This is a genomic window from Pseudomonas corrugata, from assembly GCF_050920615.1.
Lineage (GTDB): Bacteria > Pseudomonadota > Gammaproteobacteria > Pseudomonadales > Pseudomonadaceae > Aquipseudomonas > Aquipseudomonas corrugata.
This window is the reverse complement of the sequence record NZ_CP130434.1, coordinates 3,095,194-3,116,988: the sequence shown is the minus strand read 5'-3', so window position 1 is coordinate 3,116,988 and position 21,795 is coordinate 3,095,194. Positions and strand designations below refer to the sequence as shown.

At 60.1% G+C, this 21,795-nt stretch carries 16 protein-coding genes; 12 read left to right on the top strand and 4 right to left on the bottom strand.

Annotated features, from left to right (window positions below):
* Positions 1-9: 9 nt before the first annotated feature.
* The 3 genes from QZH45_RS13995 to QZH45_RS13985 form a co-directional block, all read right to left on the bottom strand.
* Entirely contained in the window at positions 10-5,409 is a 5,400-nt protein-coding gene (locus tag QZH45_RS13995) for a type I polyketide synthase (RefSeq protein WP_152980133.1), read from the bottom strand.
* A gap of 7 nt (positions 5,410-5,416) precedes the next feature.
* On the bottom strand, positions 5,417-8,446 hold the full coding sequence (locus QZH45_RS13990) for an AMP-binding protein (RefSeq protein WP_069018183.1): 3,030 nt from the start codon (positions 8,444-8,446) through the stop codon (positions 5,417-5,419).
* A 135-nt stretch (positions 8,447-8,581) separates the two neighbouring features.
* Positions 8,582-9,442, bottom strand: coding sequence for a DMT family transporter (locus QZH45_RS13985; protein WP_199275416.1), 861 nt, complete (start codon positions 9,440-9,442; stop codon positions 8,582-8,584).
* Between the two features lie 414 nt (positions 9,443-9,856).
* Here QZH45_RS13985 and QZH45_RS13980 point away from each other — a divergent pair, with 414 nt between their 5' ends.
* The 8 genes from QZH45_RS13980 to QZH45_RS13945 all read left to right on the top strand — a co-directional run bounded on the left by QZH45_RS13980 (position 9,857) and on the right by QZH45_RS13945 (position 16,768).
* Positions 9,857-10,447, top strand: coding sequence for an amino acid synthesis family protein (locus QZH45_RS13980; RefSeq protein WP_047226613.1), 591 nt, complete (start codon positions 9,857-9,859; stop codon positions 10,445-10,447).
* A 44-nt stretch (positions 10,448-10,491) separates the two neighbouring features.
* Entirely contained in the window at positions 10,492-11,325 is an 834-nt protein-coding gene (locus QZH45_RS13975; protein ID WP_055136009.1) for an alpha/beta fold hydrolase, read from the top strand.
* Entirely contained in the window at positions 11,322-12,803 is a 1,482-nt protein-coding gene (locus QZH45_RS13970; RefSeq protein ID WP_055136007.1) for an aldehyde dehydrogenase, read from the top strand. The genes QZH45_RS13975 and QZH45_RS13970 overlap by 4 nt, the downstream gene beginning before the upstream one ends.
* A gap of 12 nt (positions 12,804-12,815) precedes the next feature.
* On the top strand, positions 12,816-13,301 hold the full coding sequence (locus QZH45_RS13965) for a flavin reductase family protein (RefSeq protein ID WP_024779979.1): 486 nt from the start codon (positions 12,816-12,818) through the stop codon (positions 13,299-13,301).
* 208 nt (positions 13,302-13,509) lie between these two features.
* Positions 13,510-14,961 carry an NAD-dependent succinate-semialdehyde dehydrogenase gene (locus QZH45_RS13960; RefSeq protein ID WP_053191685.1) on the top strand — a complete coding sequence of 484 codons (1,452 nt, stop codon included), beginning with the start codon at positions 13,510-13,512 and terminating at the stop codon, positions 14,959-14,961.
* Between the two features lie 21 nt (positions 14,962-14,982).
* Positions 14,983-15,372 carry a carboxymuconolactone decarboxylase family protein gene (locus QZH45_RS13955; RefSeq protein WP_024779977.1) on the top strand — a complete coding sequence of 130 codons (390 nt, stop codon included), beginning with the start codon at positions 14,983-14,985 and terminating at the stop codon, positions 15,370-15,372.
* Positions 15,373-15,450: 78 nt separating this feature from the next.
* Complete coding sequence (locus QZH45_RS13950; protein WP_024779976.1) at positions 15,451-16,203, top strand: GntR family transcriptional regulator; 753 nt, start codon at positions 15,451-15,453, stop codon at positions 16,201-16,203.
* 1 nt (position 16,204) lies between these two features.
* Positions 16,205-16,768: an NUDIX hydrolase gene (locus QZH45_RS13945; protein WP_024779975.1), complete on the top strand. Its 564-nt coding sequence runs from the start codon at positions 16,205-16,207 to the stop codon at positions 16,766-16,768.
* Between the two features lie 386 nt (positions 16,769-17,154).
* Here QZH45_RS13945 and QZH45_RS13940 read toward each other — a convergent pair whose 3' ends face one another.
* Positions 17,155-17,451 (bottom strand): DUF1330 domain-containing protein, encoded by a 297-nt coding sequence (locus tag QZH45_RS13940; RefSeq protein ID WP_055135851.1) that lies wholly within the window; start codon positions 17,449-17,451, stop codon positions 17,155-17,157.
* A gap of 82 nt (positions 17,452-17,533) precedes the next feature.
* Here QZH45_RS13940 and ribBA point away from each other — a divergent pair, with 82 nt between their 5' ends.
* The 4 genes from ribBA to QZH45_RS13920 all read left to right on the top strand — a co-directional run bounded on the left by ribBA (position 17,534) and on the right by QZH45_RS13920 (position 21,778).
* Positions 17,534-18,643, top strand: coding sequence for a bifunctional 3,4-dihydroxy-2-butanone-4-phosphate synthase/GTP cyclohydrolase II (gene ribBA / locus QZH45_RS13935; protein ID WP_053192481.1), 1,110 nt, complete (start codon positions 17,534-17,536; stop codon positions 18,641-18,643).
* A 370-nt stretch (positions 18,644-19,013) separates the two neighbouring features.
* A complete protein-coding gene (locus QZH45_RS13930; RefSeq protein WP_055135852.1) occupies positions 19,014-20,039 on the top strand; it encodes an ABC transporter substrate-binding protein in 1,026 nt (341 codons plus the stop codon).
* Positions 20,036-20,962 carry an ABC transporter permease gene (locus tag QZH45_RS13925; RefSeq protein ID WP_024780831.1) on the top strand — a complete coding sequence of 309 codons (927 nt, stop codon included), beginning with the start codon at positions 20,036-20,038 and terminating at the stop codon, positions 20,960-20,962. Before QZH45_RS13930 ends, QZH45_RS13925 begins: the two co-directional genes overlap by 4 nt.
* A 6-nt stretch (positions 20,963-20,968) precedes the next feature.
* Positions 20,969-21,778, top strand: coding sequence for an ABC transporter permease (locus QZH45_RS13920; protein WP_024780830.1), 810 nt, complete (start codon positions 20,969-20,971; stop codon positions 21,776-21,778).
* Positions 21,779-21,795: the final 17 nt, after the last annotated feature.

The window sequence follows — 21,795 nt, the reverse complement described above, 5'->3', positions numbered from 1 at the left end:
TGAACTCTCCTATGGTTGAACGTTTTCTGCTGAGAGATGGGCCGCTGAGGTAGGCAAACCGGCAAGCGTTTCCACCACGATATTGGCGATCAGATCACGCTGCCCTTCCACAAAATAATGATCCCCCGCACAGAACACCGACCTGAACACGCCGGTGGTATGCTCACGCCAGCCGGTAATGTGAACGCCGGTGGCGTAGGGGTCGATCCGCCCGCCAATCGAGGTAATGGGCACCGCCAGCGGAGGATGGGCCCGGTACAGGTAGGTGTTATTTATTTCGTAATCCGCCTTGATGATTGGAAGCATCAAGTCACGCATTTCAACATCGTCGAACAGCGCCTGATTGTTGGCAAAGTTCATTTCCTTGAGCATGGCGATGAGCTCGCTATCTCCCCTTTCTGGGGACTCGCCATCCGACTCGTAATTGAACTGCAGGACATCCGAGGCGAATTGATGCTCATTGTAAAAATGCGGTGCCCGGCTTCCGGCAAAAATCAGGTGTGAGGGGTACAAGTCATGCGCCTTGGCCAGGCATTGAGCCACTTCAAACGCCTGGACACCGCCCAGGCACAAGCCAAGGAATGCAAACGGCCGGTCCAGATAGGGCAGCAAGTCAGGCGTCAGGTTTGTCACCAACTCTTCCATGCGGGTGTACGACTTTTCTCCCAGTCGCGCATTGCGTCCAGGCAACTGCAAAAGGCAGAGTTCGATGTGATCCGGTAGTCGATCTGCCCACCCCTTGAATACCGCCGGCCCGCCGCCCGCATACGGAAAACAGATCAAGCGCAGCGTTGCCTGAGGTCGAGGGGCTGGAATAACCAGGCAGCCAGAGGTCTGCTCGTCTTGCGATCTGGGCGGGCCAACATTTGCAGGCTTGACCGGATCGCCCTGACGGACCGCCTCGATATGTTCGAGTACAAAATCGCCGATATCGTTGAGCGTGGCACCGACGATAAGCCTGCCCAGGGGAAAGTTGATGCCAAGCTTTTTCAGACTGTTGCGAAATTCAACGGTCATCAGCGAATCAAACCCCATCATCGTGAGCGACTTGTCCACGGGCGTTGCATCGGCGTCGAAGCCACCTGCGACACGTGCCGCAACCGCCCTCAACCGGCCCAGGGTGAACGCCTGTCGATGCTCGTCATCCAGCGACGACACAGTGTCCAGGAAAGGAACTGTCTCGCCCTCCATCGCTGTCTCGCCCGTCGGGTGCTGCGCATCGATCAGCGACAGGTAGGGCCAGTCGCTGGACTGCAAGTGCGCCTTGTAGGGCTTCCAATCGATTGGCGCGATCCCAATGACACCCTGTGTGGCCAGGTTGTCCCACAACCTCTGCAAGCCAACTTGCGCGGATATGTAGTTGATGCCCAATGCCGACAGGCGCTTCTTGAATACACTGTCGACCCGACTGGCCATGCCGTCGGAAGACCAAGGTCCCCATGCGATGCTCAAACCGGGTAATCCCGAACTGACGCGATTTTCCATGATGGCGTCCATCGCACTGTTGGCCGCGACATAGTTCGCCTGGCCCTTGAATCCCAGCGACGCGCTGATTGAGGAGAATCCGATGAAAAAATCCAGCGGCTGATCGCGGGTGACCCGATCCAGCATTTGGGTGCCCTGCAGTTTTGGCAACAGGACATGACTGAGTGACGACGCACTCAGTTTCGACAGGACAGCGTCTTCAACAGTCCCCGCCAGTTGCAACACACCTCGTAGGGGCCATCGCAGAGTGCCCATGTACGACGTCAGGGTTTCGGCGGCCTCATGGGTGGCGATATCCATACGCAGATAGTCGATGCTCACACCCTGGTGTCTGAACCTGTCCAGTACGCTCGAGCCGGTAGCGTCCAGCGACTTGCGCCCGACCACCGCCAAATGGCAAGCGCCCTTTTCCACCAGCCAGGCAAGGACCTCCCGCCCTAGCCCACCGAACCCGCCAACGACCAGATAGGTCGCTTGCGGACTTAACGCCAGGGGCCTCGACTTCCCTGGGGATGCTTCCACGAGCCTGGGTACATGAACGCCACCCTGACGAATAGCGAATTGATCTTCCTGACCGTGCACAAGCATCAGTTGCGCGGCAAGAGACAGATCGGTCTTCTCCAAGTCAGGCGGCAGGTCGATGAAACCGCCCCAGACTGCGGGCTCCTCCTGGGCGATCACTTTAGCCAAGCCCCAAAGCGGGGCCTGTGCAACATTGATCAACGAAGAAGCGGAACGTACGTTGACCGCTGCGCGCGTCACGATCCAGAGCCTGGCGGCCTCTGACCGGGAGGCGCTCGCCAGCGCTTGCAGGGTCGCCGGCACGCTGTAGAGACCGGTCCCCAAGGGAGCGAGGTCTTCCTGTCCTGAAGGGCGATCCTGGGGGGATGCCTGGTCGGTCCCGCCGAGGTGCACCACGCCTTTGAGCGGGCATTGTGCAGAGACTGGCAGCGACTGAAACAGCTCACGGAGGTCCTCGGGGAAGCCAGCTCTGATGTGCCAGAGATGGGCATTGACCTGGCGGCAATCATCGGCGAACACCGCGTGAATCATCGGCCCCTCAGTACTCGGCAAGCCTTTGCCAATACCTTGGGCCAGCTCGCTTGTGCCGCCGATAAACAGCCACACCCCCAAAGGTGCCTGGACGTCAACGATTGGCGGACGACTGGGTTGCGGCACCCAGTCCACGGTCGTAAGCCATTGCGACGGGGCTGGAACAGGCCTACCTACCCAATGACAGGACCGCTGGAATGGGTAGTTCGGAACAGTCACACGTGTCGATGTCGAGCCGTTCAGAAGCGTATTCCAGTCCAGCTCGACCCCGGATCCGAACAGCTGTCCCGCGCTTTGCAGGAGCTGGTCCCGATCGGCGACCTTACTGCTCAGGCTGCTTATCCAGGTGACCTGGTCCGCATCATCCGGTTGCAGGCATGCCGCCCCGATCGTTGACAGCACAGCCTTCGGCCCGATCTCCAGAAAAGTGCGGCCACCGTTTTCGAATGCGGCCTGGATGCAGTCCATGAAACGGACTGGCTGGCGAATATGCTCCAGCCAGTACTCCGGCGTCACCAGCCGCGCCGTCGCAATCGTTGCGCTGACGTTGCTGATCAGCGGATAGCGCGGCGGCGACAGGCTGATACGCTTGAGAATGGAGGCAAAGGAAGCCAGCATCGGCTCCATCAGTGCAGAATGAAACGCGTGAGAAACATTCAGACGTGTGTACTGGGTTTGCCGGGTATCGAGCACACCGTGGAGCCTGTCCAATTCATTCAACGCACCGGAAACCACCACATTGCCTGAGCCGTTGATGGCCGCGATGCTCAGGTCGATGGCATGTTCCGCCAGCAGTTGTTCCAACTCTTCGCCCTTGAGTGTGATGGCTGACATTCCACCATCCCGAGGCAGCGCCTGCATAAGGCGACCTCGTTCGGCCACCAGGCTCAAACCATCTTCTAGACTGAATACTCCTGCCACGCAGGCCGCCGAAAGCTCACCGAGGCTATGCCCGAGCAGGACGTCAGGGACGACGCCAAGGCTCAGCCACACCTGGGCAAGGGAATATTCCAGCGCAAACAACGCAGGCTGTGCGTAGCGTGTCTGATCGATCAGCCCGGCATCATCCTGCGCCGAAGGGAAAAGGATCGTGAGCAGGGAGATGTCCATGCAAGCTCGCGCAATCGTATCGCAGCGATCGAGAGATGCCCGAAACACCTCGTTATGGGCGTAGAGATCCTTGCCCATGCCTGGAAACTGAGCCCCTTGTCCGGTGAACACAAAAACCAGCCCGGTCTCCCTGGCAGGGTCGACCCAGCGAATATCCTGGTCGCCCTGTTGGAGCTTGGCGAGCAGGGTCTCTGTCTGGCGGGCCGACTCGGTATAACGAAAAGGGAACTCCGCCCGCCCGACCCGGGCGCTGTAGCAAATATCGCCCAGGGAGGGTGTCCCGGGCCGTTCGAGCCATTCCCGGTACTGGGTTATCTGGTCTCTCAGGGCCCCACGGTCCTTCGCGCAAAGCGCCAGGAGACAAGGACCGTCGGTCTCTTTCTCCGGAAGGGCCGGACGCAGCGGAGCTTCCTCGAGAACGACATGTGCGTTCGTCCCCCCTACTCCGAAAGAACTGACACCTGCGCGGAGCGGCAGGTCAGCGGCCGGCCATGGGACGGTTCGAGCGCTGATGAAAAACGGACTGCCGTCCAGATGAATGTCTTCATTGGCGTGGGTAAAGTGCAGCGTGGCGGGAATTACCCGGTGTTTGAGGGCCAACACGGTCTTGATGAACCCTGCTACGCCAGCAGCGGCGATAAGATGACCAACGTTGGTTTTCACCGCCCCCAAGGCACAGGTGTTTGCCCTGGCACCGTGCTGCGTAAACACATCCCTCAGCGCCTTGAATTCTATCGGATCACCCAATGGGGTCCCCGTCCCATGGGTTTCCACGAAACCCAGGGTCGCAGCGCTTACCTCCGCATTTGCCAGCGCTTGTTCAATGACTTGGGCTTGTCCCTGGGAACTGGGAGCGGCAAAGCTGATCTTGTTCGAGCCGTCGTTGTTGATGGCCGATCCCTTGATCACCGCCTGAATGGAATCACCCGCTTCCAGGGCGTCGGAAAGACGCTTGAGCGTGACCAGCCCGGCACCGCTCCCAAAGATCGTTCCCTGGGCGGATGAATCGAACGCCCGGCAATGCCCATCCGGCGATTGGATCATCCCCTCCTGGTAGACATAACCCACGGCATGAGGGACCAACACGGTCACACCGCCAGCCAACGCGACATCACACTCGCCCAGCAACAGGCTTTGACATGCCATATGGATCGAGACCAGCGAGGTCGAGCACGCTGTCTGAATGTTCAGCGCGGGGCCCCGCAACCCCAGTTTGTAGGCGATCCGCGTCGACAGGTAATCCTTATCGTTGCCCAGCAGATTCATGAAGCCTGCGCTGCTGTCCAAAAAACCGCTTTCGCCGGTGCCCTCGCCTAAAACCTGGTTATGAAGATAATCGTTATTGCCTGCACCGGCGAAAACACCGATGTTCAGTGCTTCACGATCCTTGCTCAACCCCGCAGCGTCCAACGCCTCCCAGGCGCATTCGAGCAGCAGTCGATGCTGGGGATCGGTAATCGCCGCTTCGCGGGCCGGCATCTCGAAGAAGCCGGCGTCGAATCGATCGACATTGTCCAGGCGCGCCGCCTTGGCGACATAGTCCTCTCGGCCGGCCTGTTCCGCGGTAACACCGGCCTCCAGCAAGGCCCCCAGCGAAATGGAGTCGATGGATTCCCGTCCCGAGACCAGGTTGTCCCAGAAAGCGTCAACGGAGTCGGCCCCCGGGAATCGGCAAGCCATGGAAATGACGGCAATCTCATTTCCGTGATAGTTGGTTTCGCTCATCCTCTTCTCTCCCAAATTTGAAAGTGACTTGGTCACATGGCGCCTATAACTGCTTCTGGCGTCTACGAGCCGCTGATCTGATGGCGGCGGTCCTGCGGTCCACACTGGAAGAAGAAGTAGGAGGATTCATGGACAAGGCGGTATCCGATCCGAGTTTTTGGTTGATCAGGCGGGTTTGCGCGTCAAGGCTGTTTTCTTCGAACAGCTCAGTGACTTGAAGCCTCAAGCCAAAGGCATCGTTCAATGCCCGGGTCAGGTTGACGATGAGCAGAGAGGATCCTCCCTGCGCAAAAAAACTCTGCGTCGGATGTATCGAGGCAGTCATCAGGATGTCAGACCATATCTGCGTCAGGCGCTGCTTGACCGACAATGGCTGGTTGTCCGCGGGCGAGCGTCTGGAGTGGACGCGCGGCGCAAACCGCTCAAGGGCGGCGACATCCAACTTGCCATTGAACGTCAGCGGGAAACGCTCCAGGAAAATAAAGTGAGCGGGAATCATGTAGGACGGCACATGGGCTCGGAGAGATGCCTTGAGTTGCTCAATGAACTCTTGTCGCATAGCGACATCTCCAATTTCCCGGACAGGAGCGGGTTCAATCTGCATGTCGCCCAGAGCAGGACGTGGCTCAAACGTAGGATCCAGGCTGTCGTGGGGCCCCACGAATATGTCCATTGTCCCGGCGGGAAGGTTATCGCTCCAGCGTACTTTGGCCTGGAGATGACGGCTTGCGGCCCATTGACGAATGTATTCCGGGTCGCAGGCCTCGTCCGGGTGGATCGAGGAACCGCCCTCGGAAAGCTGGAGGTCCAGACTGATCCTGGCGTTCGGAACACCCGAGAGCACGAACGTCGAAGGGGTCGACGCCAGCCATTGACCCAGATCTCGTTCGTGAAGACGCTCGTGCCGATACGAATAGCGTGCAACCGGCGCTAGACTGGCCCGGTCGTCCATGTCGAGCCTGATGATGACGTCGTAACGATAGCGGGTCATTTCATCCTTGCCCTGCCCCGTTCGCAATTCAGTCTCTACGTGGACGACGCGCTCCATCGCGTAAGCCAGTTGCTTGATCTGCAGGGGATCCAGCCACAACTCCCCCTCTCCAACCACGGGCGGTGTGCGCTTCAACTTTTTCCGTGTACGGCTCGCGGCGGCGGACAATACCTGTTTCAGGGATGCGTAAGGCACATCACCGATGACAATCACGCCTCCTTTGCGACACAGGTCGGCGGCTTTTTCAAGCACACCGACAAGGTAGGCCATGTCCGGGAAGTACTGGATGACTGAGTTCAGTAGAACAACGTCGAAAGGTGCTTCATCCAGCGTGCCCAGCTCGTGGGCCGCCCTCCTCATCACCGCACAGGATGCGCGGGAACCGGCGACCTGATCCAGACGCAGGCGCGCGCGCTCGACCGCCACTTCAGAGACATCGCAACCGACGTAACGATGGAGGCCGTTCTCCAGCAGTACCGCCCCCGTCATGCCAATACCGCAGCCAATATCCAATACCGAATGGCCTGCGAATTCCAGGACCCGCGAAGCCGTCGCCTGCACCCATTCGCGCAAGTCACTGTCCGGGATCAACTCGCCAGAGAAACTTGAGGTGTAACCGCTCGAGGCGCTGGCGACCTCGTTTTTCTGAGCCGACAGGTAAGCGGCTTCCCACACATCGAGCCAGACACCGGCATCTGCAACGCGCTGGCCGGACGCGCGGTTATCCAGCACCACGTAGGCGGCCAACCTGTGGTCATCAGGCGCATGTTCCACCAGCGTGACAAAGGATTGACTGACCAGACCGGATTTATGAAGGGCCGACTCGATTTCGCCAGGCTCGATACGATAGCCATTGAGTTTCAGTTGCCGGTCTTTACGTCCGATAAAAACCAGCGAGTTATCAGGCCGTTGTTGAACCCGATCGCCAGTGTAGTAGGTCGCTGAAGCGCCACCTGTTTCAGTCCCCTGAAATTTCTCCGCCGTCAGATCGTCCCGATTGAAATAACCCGCGCTGACACCAGGGCCACCGATCACCAGTTCGGACTCCAAAGAGTCTTGCGATGCAGACAATCGAAAACGGGTGCCAGGCAGAGGCTGGCCTATGGGGACGCTGGTCGCTGAACCGGTAAAGTCGCTGGCCTGCAGGCGATGGCAGAAAGACCAAATCGTCGTTTCTGTCGGTCCATAGAGATTCCAGGCCGCCTTCGCGGAGCGGAAGATTATTTCGCCCAGTCCAACCGGCAGTGTTTCACCGCCACACAGTGCTCCGACGGCGCAGGTACGGGGCCACCCGGCCGCTATCAGCAACCGCCAGGTAGCCGGGGTGCCTTGAAGCAGAGCCTTGTCGCAGTGGTCGAGCAAATGTGCGATTGCCTGGCCGTCCCGGCTCTGCTGCTCGCTGGCCAGGTACAACGTGCCACCTTGAGCAAGAGGCAGGAAAAACTCCAGGATGGAAATATCGAAGCCATAGGTTGTTGTGGAAACGAGCGCCCCCCACGCCGGAAAATTGATCACCTCATTGATCGCAGACAAAAAATAGGCGAGGTTTTGTCGGCGAACCATCACCCCTTTGGGAAGCCCCGTCGAACCCGAAGTGAACAATATGTAGGCCAGCGAGAGGTCATCGACAAGAGGTTCGAAGAACAATGTCGAATCACACCAGTCCACCGCCTCAATATCCAGGGATGTGCCCATCGACCACTGTGAAAGATCAACCGACCGAGGCTTGATCACGGCGTCGAGATGGGCAAGCCTGGAGATCAGTTCATTGCGCTGCTGTGGTGAGTCCGGGGGGAGTGGAATAAAGACGGCGCCTATCGACAAAACCGCAGTCAAGGCCACGATCAGATCAGGCTCTCTGGGTAAGTGGATCCCGATCTTGCTTCCCACGCCAAGACCTTTACTCAAGAGATGCTTGGCAAGTGCCTTTCTTCGACTTGAAAGCTCAGCATAGGTGACTGCCTGACCTTGAAACACTACCGCTGTTCTTCCAGGATACTGATCCGCCCATTCATCAATCTTAGTGACAAGATCCAAGACAATGGGTGGACCGTTGATAGGGCTTGTTTTCGGCTGCATCATTCCAAGAACTCCTTCTACCGTTATCGGCATACAGAATTAAGATGGGCATGCATGCAGTGCCAAATGACCAGCATAGGTATTCAGCACAACAACATCTGTCACCCCTCAATGAGGAGTGTCATAGTCGGATGACGATCATTTATAACTAAGCAAAAAGACACCAACAAGAACGGTACCTATTCCGACCTTTTGTCCCAGGGTGGTTATTTCCCTGTAGATGGCAATAGCTAATAATACCGTCACTCCGGAGTACACCGAACTGATAGGCGTAACAAGCGAGAGCTCACCCACTTTGGAGGCGAAGATGTAAAACACCCAACCCGCATTAACCAACAAAGAGTGCGTAAGAAAATACCATCCACGACGCCGGGTCAGATCACCTTTTTCCAGCCGACCGTTTCTGCTCAAAGCCAATGCAGTGAAAAGAACGGCCTGGGTTAACGCAGAATAAAAGAAGGCATTGGTGACATCGAGCGCCTTTGCGGAAAAGCCAAGAATGAAAAAGGCTACGCCAAAACCCACCATGGCCAGGATGGCCTGGAGAAAGCCTTGCGAGCCACCGCGCAGCGATTGGAAGATATTGCCGGACGTCATGACAATACCGATAAAAATAATCAATACAGCCAACCAGGCAATCGGGGCCAGGCTTTCCCGGAGAAAAATGATGGAAAAAAAGATAGTGACCAGGCTATAGGTAGAGGCGATCGGAGAGACCAGGGATAAATTGCCGACTTCACAGCCACGCATGTAGAAGTAGTACCCGGATACATATGCGACAGAGCTGCAGGTGATGATCAATACAGCGTCCGCATCGAACCTGAGCTGCTGGAAGGTGATCAGATACACCCCGAGAAGGAGTGCAACAGCAAAGGTAAATACATTGCGAACCAACATTGTTTTCGCGGTGCCTAGTTGGCGAATCATAAGACTTTGAATAAAGTCCGATATCCCCCAACACAACATCACCATCAGCCCGCCAAACACTCCGCTATCCATGCACAACAACTCCAGTAATCTCATCAGACCGGCCATCTTGGCCAAGTCTTGCGCGTCCCACCAAGCAACGCTTTGGAAGCCTATCTTCAGACAACGGATTGTCAATTTATTCTTTTAGCTCAATTTGCGATTAGCTTATGCCCATCGAAACGAGAAAGCATCAGCGCCCTGCCCCCCCAAAAACGCGGGTCCCTGGCGTTCCAGCTCGACAAACCACATGTCTCCTGTCGACATCGGGCACCAGTTTCTCTCGATTTCTCCACCGCCCATACCCTTCGCGCTATAGGTTCGCCTTGCCTGGCAAGCCCTTCTGTCGCCCGCTCACGAACAAACTCAACGGAGACACTTGCGCCAACAGTATTATGGTATACCATCAGACGCACAGACACCTTTCATCCCTCCACGGAGCAGCCCATGAGTTTCGAAATTCGCAAGATCGTCAGCTATGTCGAAGAAACCTTTATCGAGGGCGGCAAGGCCACCGACAAGCCGGTGACCATGGTCGGGCTGGCGGTGGTCATGAAAAACCCTTGGCTGGGCCGGGGTTTCGTCGAAGACCTGAAGCCGGAAATCCGCGCCAACTGTTCCGATCTCGGTGCGCTGATGGTCGAACGCCTGGTGGGCATTATCGGCGGTGCCGAGAAAATCGAAGCCTATGGCAAGGCTGCTGTCGTCGGCGCCGACGGTGAAATCGAGCATGCCTCTGCCGTGATCCATACCTTGCGCTTCGGCAACCATTACCGCGAAGCGGTCAAGGCCAAGAGCTACCTGAGCTTCACCAACAAGCGCGGCGGTCCTGGCACCTCGATCCAGATCCCGATGATGCATAAGGACGACGAAGGTCTGCGTTCGCACTACATCACCCTGGAAATGCAGATCGAAGATGCGCCGCGTGCCGACGAAATTGTCGTGGTGCTGGGTTGCGCCGATGGTGGCCGCCTGCATCCGCGCATCGGCAACCGCTATATCGACCTGGAAGAACTGGCCGCCGAGAAGGCTCAGTAATCCAGCCCGGCCCCATAACAAGAAAAGGCATGCAGGAGCGCTTCATGATTCGGCTCACCGCTGAACTCACCCCGGCCGGCACCAGTTACCTGGCGACCGGCCAAGGCCAGCCCGTGGTCTTGATCCACGGCGTGGGCCTGAATAAAGAAATGTGGGGCGGCCAGGTCGTTGGCCTGGCCACGACATACCGTGTTATTACCTACGATATGCTCGGCCATGGCGCCAGCCCGCGCCCCGCCAGCGGCACCGGTTTGCTCGGTTACGCCGACCAGTTGCGGGAACTGCTCGACCATCTGCAAGTGCCTCAAGCCACAGTGATCGGTTTCTCTATGGGCGGGCTGGTGGCACGTGCTTTCGCCCTGCATTACCCGCTGCGTCTGCAAAGCCTGGTAGTGCTCAATAGTGTGTTCAACCGCAGCCCCGAGCAACGTGCCGGGGTCATCGCCCGTACCGCCCAGGCGGCTGAGCATGGTCCGGACGCCAACGCCGAAGCGGCACTGTCTCGCTGGTTCAGCCGCGAATACCAGGCCGCCAACCCGGCACAGATCGCCGCGCTGCGCCAGACCCTGGCGAAGAATGATCCCCAGGGTTACCTGACCACTTATGAACTGTTCGCCACCCAGGACATGTACCGTGCCGACGACCTGGGCAGCATCCAGGCACCGACGCTGATCGCCACCGGTGAGCTGGACCCGGGTTCAACCCCCGAAATGGCGGAACAACTGGCCGCGCGTATTCCTGGTGCTGCCGTTGCCGTGCTTGCCGAGCAGCGGCATATGATGCCGGTGGAATCGCCACGTCTGGTCAACCAGTTGCTGCTGGAGTTCCTCGACAAGGCGTACGCCCAACAAAATTCAATGAAGGGGATCGTTGCATGACTCTCGCACGCTTCCAGATGTGCATCGGCGGAGAATGGGTCGATGCCCTGTCCGGCAAGACCTTCGAAAGCCTGAACCCGGCCCTGGCCCAAGCCTGGGCTGAACTGCCCGACGCCGGCGAAGCCGACGTCGAACGCGCCGTCCAGGCGGCGCAGATGGCGTTTGAAAGCCCCGCGTGGCGTGGACTTACGGCGACCGCCCGGGGCAAGTTGCTGCGCCGTCTCGGTGATCTGATCACAGAAAACAAGGAGCAACTGGCCCAGTTGGAAAGCCGCGATAACGGCAAGCTGATCCGCGAAACCCGGGGCCAGGTGGGCTATCTGCCAGAGTTCTTCCATTACACCGCGGGCCTGGCCGACAAACTCGAAGGCGGCACCCTGCCCCTCGACAAGCCGGACATGTTTGCCTACACCGTGCACGAAGCCATGGGCGTGGTGGCGGCAATCATTCCCTGGAACAGCCCCCTCTACCTGACCGCGATCAAGCTCGCCCCGGCACTGGCGGCTGGCAACACCATCGTGATCAAGCCGTCCGAACATGCCTCGGCAACCGTTCTGGAGCTGGCGCGCCTGGCCCTGGAGGCCGGATTTCCGGCAGGCGTGGTCAACGTCGTGACCGGTTACGGCCCAAGTACCGGCGCCGCCCTCACCCGTCACCCGCTGGTACGCAAGATCGCCTTCACCGGCGGCGCCGCCACAGCCCGCCATGTGGTGCGCAGCAGCGCGGAGAACTTCGCCAAGCTGTCCCTGGAACTGGGGGGCAAGTCACCCAACATCATCTTCGCCGACGCCGACCTCGACAGCGCCGTCAACGGTGCGATTGCCGGGATCTATGCCGCGTCGGGCCAGAGCTGCGTGTCCGGCTCGCGGTTGCTGGTGCAGGACGAGATCTACGATGAGTTTGTCTCGCGCCTGGAAGAGCGCGCCAAGCGCATCCGAATCGGTAACCCGCAAGACGACAGCAGCGAAATGGGACCGATGGCCACCGCCCAGCAACTGGCCGTGGTCGAAGGTCTGGTTGCTGACGCCATCGCCGAGGGTGCGCGCCTGCGCCTGGGCGGCAAGCGCCCACAGAACCTGGGTGAAGGCTGGTTCTATGAGCCGACCTTGTTCGAATGCGACCGCAATTCGATGAAGATCATGCAGGAGGAAGTCTTCGGCCCGGTGGCCTCGGTGATTCGCTTCAAAGACGAAGCCGAAGCCCTGGCCATCGCCAACGACTCGCAGTTCGGCCTCGCCGCCGGTATCTGGACCCGCGACCTCGGCCGCGCCCATCGCCTGGCCCGGGACGTGCGTTCGGGCATCATCTGGGTCAACACCTACCGTGCCGTCTCGGCCATGGCGCCCATCGGGGGCTTCAAGAACAGCGGCTACGGACGTGAAAGCGGCATCGATTCGGTGCTGGCCTATACCGAACTGAAAACGGTGTGGATCAACCTTTCTCAGGCACCGATGCCTGACCCCTTCGTGATGCGCTAGGAGACTGCCGCCATGATCGAACCCGGCATTTACAAAGAAGTCATGGGCTCGTTCCCCTCCGGCGTCACGGTGGTCACCACCCTGGACCCTGAAGGGAACATCGTCGGCATCACCGCCAGTGCGTTCAGCGCACTGTCGATCGACCCGGCGCTGGTGCTGTTCTGCCCCAACTACGCTTCCGACACCTACCCGATCCTGCGGGACAGCAAGCAGTTCGCGATTCACCTGCTGTCCGCCGACCAGACTGCCGAAGCCTACGCCTTCGCCGGTAAAGGCAAGGACAAGGCCAAGGGCATCGACTGGCACCTGAGCGACCTCGGCAACCCGATCCTGGCCAAGGCCACGGCAATCATCGAGTGCGAACTGTGGCGCGAATACGACGGCGGCGACCACGCAATCATCGTCGGCGCGGTCAAGCACCTGATCCTGCCCGAGCAGCCGGTCACGCCGATGATCTACCACAAGGGCAAGTTGGGCGCCTTACCCACCCTGACCTGAACGGCGCAAGAAGAACCTGAGCCGAACACTGTTGTGGCGAGGGGATTTATCCCCGCTGGGGCGCGCAGCGGCCCCAATACAGGCAACTTCATTGACATGACGCACGGAGCTGTCTGTTTTAGGGCTGCTGCGCAGCCCAGCGGGGATAAATCCCCTCGCCACAAGGTAGCGCCAGGCGTCATTTTCCATCTTTATTTCAGGAGCCGGCATGAGTCCAGCAGCCTCGCAACTGTTCCGCCAACAGGCTTATATCGACGGCCAATGGCTCGAGGCCCCCGACGGTGCCTGCCAGGAGATCTTCAACCCGGCCAACGGCGAGCTGATCGGCCGGGTGCCGAACCTGGGCGCCGAACAGGCCCGCCAGGCCATCGCCGCCGCCAACCAGGCCTGGCCGGCCTGGCGCGGGCTGATCGCCAAGGAGCGCAGCCAGACCCTCAAGCGCTGGCACGGGCTGATGCTTGAGAACGCCGACGCATTGGCAGAAATCCTCACCCTCGAACAAGGCAAACCACTGGCCGAAGCCAAGGGCGAAATTCTCTACGCCGCCAGCTTCATCGAATGGTTCGCCGAAGAAGCGAAACGTATCTACGGCGACACCATCCCCAGCCACAAAGGCGATGCCCGGATCGTGGTGAGCAAGGAGCCCATCGGTGTCGTCGCGGCCATCACCCCGTGGAACTTCCCGGCGGCGATGATCACTCGCAAGGCCGGCCCCGCCCTGGCCGCAGGCTGCCCCTGCATCGTCAAGCCCGCACCGGAAACGCCCTTCTCGGCCTTGGCCATGGCGGCCCTGGCGGAACAGGCCGGGATTCCAGCGGGGATCTTCAACGTGGTGACCGGCGACGCTGTGGCCATCGGCGGTGAACTGACAGGCAGCCCGTTGGTACGCAAGCTGTCGTTCACCGGCTCCACGGCCATTGGCAAATTGCTGATGGCCCAGTGCGCGCCAACCTTGAAGAAGGTCTCGCTGGAACTGGGCGGCAACGCCCCCTTCATCGTCTTCGACGATGCCGACCTGGAGCGCGCGGTGGAGGGTGCGCTGATCGCCAAGTTCCGCAATGCCGGACAGACCTGCGTCTGTGTCAATCGCTTCCTGGTGCAGGACGGCATTCATGATGCGTTTGTCACACGCCTGTCCGAGCGCGTGGCGCAATTGAAGGTCGGCAGCGGTTTCGAGGCCGGCGTCAGCCAGGGACCGCTGATCAACGAACGGGCCGTCGCCAAGGTCGAGGAGCATGTGCAGGACGCCCTCGCCCACGGTGCCCGGCTGATCTGTGGCGGCGAACGCCATGCCCTGGGGCACGGGTTCTTCCAGCCGACAGTGCTGGCCGGAGTCACGCCGCAGATGAAAGTTGCCCGGGAAGAAACCTTCGGTCCACTGGCGGCGGTCTTTCGCTTCGACAACGAGGCCCAGGCCGTGCAGATGGCCAACGACACCGATTCGGGGCTCGCCGCCTATTGCTACACCCGCGACCTGGGTCGGGCCTGGCGCATGAGCGAGGCGCTGGAGTACGGCATGGTCGGCATCAACGAAGGGCTGATTTCTACCGAGGTGGCCCCGTTCGGTGGCGTCAAGACGTCGGGCCTGGGGCGTGAAGGCTCCAAGTATGGCATCGAGGATTACCTTGAACTCAAATACACCCTGATGGGCGGGCTCTGAGCCCCACGGGAGATAATCGAAATGAGCAACGAAAAGTACGAGAAAGGCTTACAGATCCGCACCCAGGTGCTGGGCGAAGCCTATGTGAAGCGCTCCCTGGAAAACGCCGACGACTTCACCCGGCCATTGCAGGAAATGGTCACTGAATACTGCTGGGGTCACGTCTGGGGCCGTGAGGGTTTGTCGCTCAAGGAACGCAGCATGATAAACTTGGCCATGATTTCGGCGCTCAATCGGCCTCACGAGCTCAAGCTGCATGTACGCGGCGCCTTGCGCAATGGCCTGAGTCGTGAACAAATACGCGAAATTCTGCTTCAGGTCGGTATTTATTGCGGTGTACCCGCAGCCGTCGACAGTTTCCGGCTCGCCCGTGAAGCCTTCGCTGAAGCCGATGCCGAGGCCTCCAGTTAACCTTGGCTGTTTTCGCAAAGAGCACGTGATGATCGACGTGCTCTTTTTATGTGGACAGCCACCTAAAGAGCAACGCCCATGAAACGCCTGCCCCTCGACGACAGCTTCAAGGTCAATCGCAATCCCGTTACCCTGCGCGAGATCGTGCTGGACAAGCTGCGAAGCGCCATCATGAACTTCCAGCTCCTGCCGGGAGATCGTCTGGTCGAGCGCGATCTGTGCGATCGTCTGGGCGTGAGCCGTACGTCGGTGCGCGAAGCCTTGCGACACCTGGAATCCGAAGGCCTGGTGGAATTCGCCGATGCCAAGGGGCCACGGGTCGCGATCATCACCTTGAGCGATGCCGGTGACATCTATGAGCTGCGTTGCGTGCTCGAAGGGCTGATCGTCCAGCTGTTCACCCTGCGCGCCAGCGCCAAGGACATCAAGGCCCTCGAAAAGGCCCTGAAGGAAAACCGCGAGGCCCTCAAGAACGGCGAGCTGCAGCAGGTGCTGGATTCGGTGCAGGGGTTCTACGACGTGCTGCTTGAAGGCTCCGGTAATCATGTGGCCGCGACCCAACTGCGCCAGTTGCAGGCGCGGATCAGCTACCTGCGAGCCACCTCGGTGTCCCAGGAAAACCGCCGAGGCGCCAGCAACCAGGAAATGGAACGCATCGTCGAGGCCATCAAGAGCGGCGATCCGCTGGCCGCCCACCAGGCTTCGGTGGACCACGTACGGGCCGCGGCCAAGGTTGCCCTGGAGTATCTCAAGCGCAAGCAGGAAGAGACCGGCGACATGCCTGAAATCACGGTCCCCATCGCTCTGAAAGAACCCCGCATAGGACACTGACATGTTCAGCCCGAGCTTTTGCCCAAAGTGTGGCGGTAGCGACCTGAGTCGACGCATGCCGGCGGGCGATACTCACGAGCGGCTGATGTGTGGCGGCTGCGGCTACATCCACTACGTCAACCCGAAGATCATTGCCGGCTGCATCATCGAGCAGGACGGCAAATACCTGTTATGCCAGCGCGCCATCCCCCCACGTCCAGGCACCTGGACCCTGCCGGCAGGGTTCATGGAAGGCAACGAGACCACCGAGCAGGCGGCGCTGCGGGAAGTCTGGGAAGAAACCGGAGTACGGGCGGACATCGTCTCCCCCTACTCGATCTTCAGCGTGCCGAAGATCAGCGAGGTGTACATCATCTTCCGCGCCGTCGCACTGGAGATCACCGGCCAGTTCGGCCCGGAAACCCTCGCCTGCCAGTTCTTCGCTCCGGAGGACATTCCCTGGGACAGCATCTACTACCCGGCCATCCGCCAGATCCTCGAACGTTACATCGAGGAGCGCCAGGCCGGGGTCTATGGCATCTACATCGGCAACGACGACAGCGGCAAGATCCACTTCATCCGCTGACCCCTTTGTGAGGGCGGGCTTGCCCGCGAAGACGCCAGGCCTGCCTGCATCCGCGTTGAATGTGCCACCGCTATCGCGAGCAGGCTCGCTCCCACAGAGTTCGATGCCGTACACAAACCCTGCACACACCAAAAATCCATTGTGGGAGCGAGCCTGCTCGCGAAGACGCCAGGCCTGCCTGCATCCGCGTTGAATGTGCCACCGCTATCGCGAGCCGGCTCGCTCCCACAGAGTTCGATGCCGTACAAAGACCCTGCACACACCAAAAATCCATTGTGGGAGCGAGCCTGCTCGCGATGGCGGCCTATCATTCGACATTGCAGCGACTGGAGCACCGCTATCGCGAGCAGGCTCGCTCCCACAAGTGAGTGACCCAACACCTGCGCTTACGGGGTCGGTACACCCTCGACGATGATCACTTCGGCCCGGGCCACACCCTTGCGGTGGTGCTTGGCCTCCTGGTATTGCGGCGAGTGATAACAGGCCAGCGCCTGCTCGTAGGAATCGAATTCAATCACCACGCTACGCTGTGGCGTGGCCCTGCCCTCCATCGCCTCGCTACGCCCGCCCCGGGCCAGCATCCGTCCTCCGTATAGGGCAAAGGCCGCCGGAGCCCGCTGGGTGTATTGGCTATATTGATCAGGGTCGCTGACATCCACATGAGCAATCCAGTACGCCTTCATAGTGACCTCTCGCGCTAATTTGTATTATGGTATACCACAAGCCGTTTCCATCATGCATCCCTCCGAACAAAGAGAGCCCTACATGGCCTTTAACAGTATTCAAGAAATCATCGAAGACTATCGCCAGGGCAAGATGGTGCTGCTGGTGGACGACGAAGACCGGGAAAACGAAGGCGACCTGCTGCTGGCCGCAGATTGCTGCAACGCCCAGGCCATCAGCTTCATGGCCCGGGAAGCCCGCGGGCTGATCTGCCTGACCCTGACCGACGAACACTGCCAGCGCCTGGGACTCGAACAGATGGTGCCCAGCAATGGCAGCGTGTTCAGCACAGCGTTCACCGTCTCCATCGAAGCCGCTACCGGCGTGACCACCGGCATCTCTGCCGCCGACCGGGCGCGCACCGTTGCTGCAGCTGTGGCCGCCGATGCCGGTCCCAGTGATATCGTGCAGCCGGGGCACATCTTTCCGTTGCGTGCCAGGGAAGGTGGCGTCCTTACGCGCGCCGGGCATACCGAAGCCGGCTGCGACCTGGCGCGCCTGGCCGGTTTCACACCGGCGTCGGTGATCGTCGAAGTGATGAACGACGACGGCACCATGGCCCGCCGCCCGGACCTGGAGGTGTTCGCCCGTAAACACGGGATCAGGATCGGCACCATCGCCGACCTGATCCATTATCGCCTGAGCACCGAACACACCGTGATACGCATCGGTGAACGGGAACTGCCCACCGTGCACGGCACCTTCCGGCTGTTCACCTTTGAAGACCGCATCGAGGGCGGCGTGCACATGGCGATGGTCATGGGCAATATCCGCCGGGAAGAGCCGACCCTGGTGCGGGTCCACGTCATCGACCCGCTGCGGGACCTGGTGGGCGCCGAGTACAACGGTCCGTCCAACTGGACACTTTGGGCGGCACTGCAACGGGTCGCCGAAGAGGGTTGCGGCGTGGTGGTCGTGCTGGCCAACCACGAATCCTCCCAGGCGCTGCTTGAGCGCGTGCCGCAACTCACCCAGCCGCCACGCCAGTTCAGCCGCTCCCAATCGCGTATCTATTCGGAGGTCGGGACCGGGGCGCAGATCCTCCAGGACCTGGGCGTCGGCAAACTGCGCCACCTAGGACCGCCGCTCAAGTATGCCGGTTTGACGGGGTACGACCTGGAGGTGGTGGAGAGCATTCCGTTTACCGGATAGCTCCGAGATCACACCGAAACCCTGTGGGAGCGAGCCTGCTCGCGATAGCTGCCAGACATTCGGCTTTGCAGTGACTGAACGACCGCTATCGCGAGCAGGCTCGCTCCCACAGGGTCGGTGGCTGCTTCGAAAAAAATCAAAAGAAAAATCTGCCTTGGACAGATGGCCGGTACGGCAAAATGCTTGCAGAAAGTTTGGAATACCATAATATGATATTCCATAGACCGAACGTTTCAGCCAAGTGCGCCCGGCAGGGAAAGCACAGCCATCCAGCCCTTGGCACGGTCCTGCAAAGCCAGATGGACCTATAGCTCCCGATAAGCGGGCACACACAAGCCCGCTCAATAAACACAACAATGAGGGCGTGAAAATGGTGTTGAAGAAAAGTGCAGTTGCCATTCTTTTTGCTGGCTTGATAGGTGTCACCAGCCAGGCGACGATGGCGGCCGAGAGCGTCAACTTCGTCAGTTGGGGTGGTACTACCCAGGATGCACAGAAACAGGCCTGGGCCGACCCGTTCAGCAAGAGCACCGGAATCACTGTGGTTCAGGATGGCCCGACCGACTACGGCAAGCTCAAGGCCATGGTCGAGAGCGGCAATGTGCAGTGGGACGTGGTTGACGTCGAGGCTGACTTTGCCTTGCGCGCCGCCGCCGAGGGCCTGCTCGAACCCCTGGACTTCTCAGTCATCCAGCGCGACAAGATCGACCCTCGCTTCGTTTCCGACCACGGCGTAGGTTCCTTCTACTTCTCCTTTGTCCTCGGCTACAACGAAGGCAAGCTCGGTGCCGGCAAGCCGCAGGACTGGTCCGCGCTGTTCGACACCAAGACCTATCCCGGCAAGCGCGCTCTGTACAAATGGCCGAGCCCTGGCGTGCTTGAACTGGCCCTGCTGGCCGACGGCGTTCCCCAGGACAAGCTCTATCCCCTGGACCTGGATCGTGCCTTCAAGAAACTCGACACCATCAAGAGAGACATCGTCTGGTGGGGCGGCGGCGCCCAGTCCCAGCAACTGCTCGCATCCGGTGAAGCCAGCCTCGGTCAGTTCTGGAACGGCCGGATTTATGCCCTGCAACAGGACGGCGCGCCGGTGGGCGTGAGTTGGAAACAGAACCTGGTCATGGCTGACATCCTGGTCGTGCCGAAGGGCTCTAAAAACAAAGCCGCCGCCATGAAGTTCCTGGCCAACTCCAGCAGTGCCAAGGGCCAGGCCGACTTCTCCAACCTGACCGCTTATGCGCCGGTCAACGTCGATAGCGTCGCGCGCCTGGATTCGGTGCTCGCTCCCAACCTGCCGACCGCCTACGCCAAGGATCAGATCACGCTCGATTTCGCGTACTGGGCCAAGAACGGTCAGGACATCGCGACACGGTGGAACGAATGGCTGGTCAAATGAAAATGTCGGCAACGACAACCCAACACACCGGGAGCGCCCCTGGCGCTGCCGATGTGGCAACTGTCAAGGCAGCGGCGACTCCGTCGCTGGCCCAACGCTGGCGCGGGGTCGGTAACTTGGCTCCCGCCCTGCTGTTCCTTGGCCTGTTTTTCCTGGCGCCGCTGATCGGCCTGTTGTTGCGTGGCGTGCTGGAACCGGTGCCCGGGTTGGGCAACTACGAACAACTGTTCGCCAACTCGGCCTATACCCGAGTGCTGCTCAATACCTTTTCGGTGGCCGGCCTGGTGACGCTGTTCAGCCTGCTGCTGGGCTTTCCACTGGCCTGGGCCATCACCCTGGTGCCCCGTGGCTGGGGACGCTGGATCTTGAACATCGTGCTGCTATCGATGTGGACCAGCCTGCTGGCCCGGACCTACTCCTGGCTGGTGCTGTTGCAGGCGTCCGGCGTGATCAACAAGGCGTTGATGGCCCTGGGGATCATCGACCAGCCCCTGGAGATGGTGCACAACCTCACCGGCGTGGTGATCGGCATGAGCTACATCATGATCCCGTTCATTGTCTTGCCGTTGCAGGCAACCATGCAGGCCATCGACCCGATGATCCTGCAAGCCGGCTCTATCTGCGGTGCCAGTCCCTGGACCAATTTCTTCCGGGTGTTCTTGCCTCTGTGCCGGCCGGGGCTGTTTTCCGGTGGTCTGATGGTATTCGTGATGTCCCTGGGTTACTACGTCACCCCGGCGCTGCTCGGCGGTGCGCAGAACATGATGCTGCCGGAATTCATCATCCAGCAGGTGCAATCGTTCCTCAACTGGGGCCTGGCGAGCGCCGGTGCCGCGTTGCTGATCGTCATCACGCTGGTGCTGTTCTACTTCTACCTGAAGCTTCAGCCGGAATCCCCGGTTGGCGCCAGTAACGCGAGGTAAATCGTCATGCTCCTGACTCCCAATGCCATGAGCCGGCGCATGCGCTTCGGTCTGTACTTCACGACCGGGTTGATCGGGTTGTTCCTGCTGCTGCCGATCGTGTTCATCGTGCTGCTGTCGTTCGGCTCATCCCAGTGGCTGGTCTTCCCGCCACCGGGCTGGACGCTCAAATGGTACGGCCAGTTCTTTTCCAATCCCGACTGGATGAACGCCGCGCTGGCGAGCCTCAAGGTCGCGGTACTGACCACCCTCTGCGCCGTAGCTCTGGGCCTGCCCACCGCATTTGCCCTGGTGCGTGGTCGGTTTCCGGGGCGGGAAATGCTCTACGGCCTGTTCACCCTGCCGATGATCGTGCCGCTGGTCATCATCGCCGTGGCGGTGTATGCGCTGTTCCTCAAGCTTGGCTACACCGGCACGATGTTCGCGTTCGTGGTCAGTCACGTCATTGTCGCGTTGCCATTCACCATCATCTCGATCATCAACTCGTTGAAGCTGTTCGACCAGTCCATCGAAGACGCCGCCGTGATCTGCGGCGCCTCGCGACTGCAAGCGGTGTTCAAGGTCACCTTCCCGGCCATCCGCCCGGGCATGATCGCCGGCGCCCTGTTCGCGTTCCTGGTGTCGTGGGACGAAGTGGTGCTGAGCGTGATGATGGCCAGCCCGACCCTGCAAACCCTGCCCGTAAAGATGTGGACCACCCTGCGCCAGGACCTGACGCCTGTGATCGCCGTCGCTTCGACGCTGCTGATCGGCCTCTCGGTCCTGGTGATGGTGATCGCCGCCGCCCTGCGCCGGCGCAATGAAATCAGCGCCTGAGCGCCTAGGAGAACACA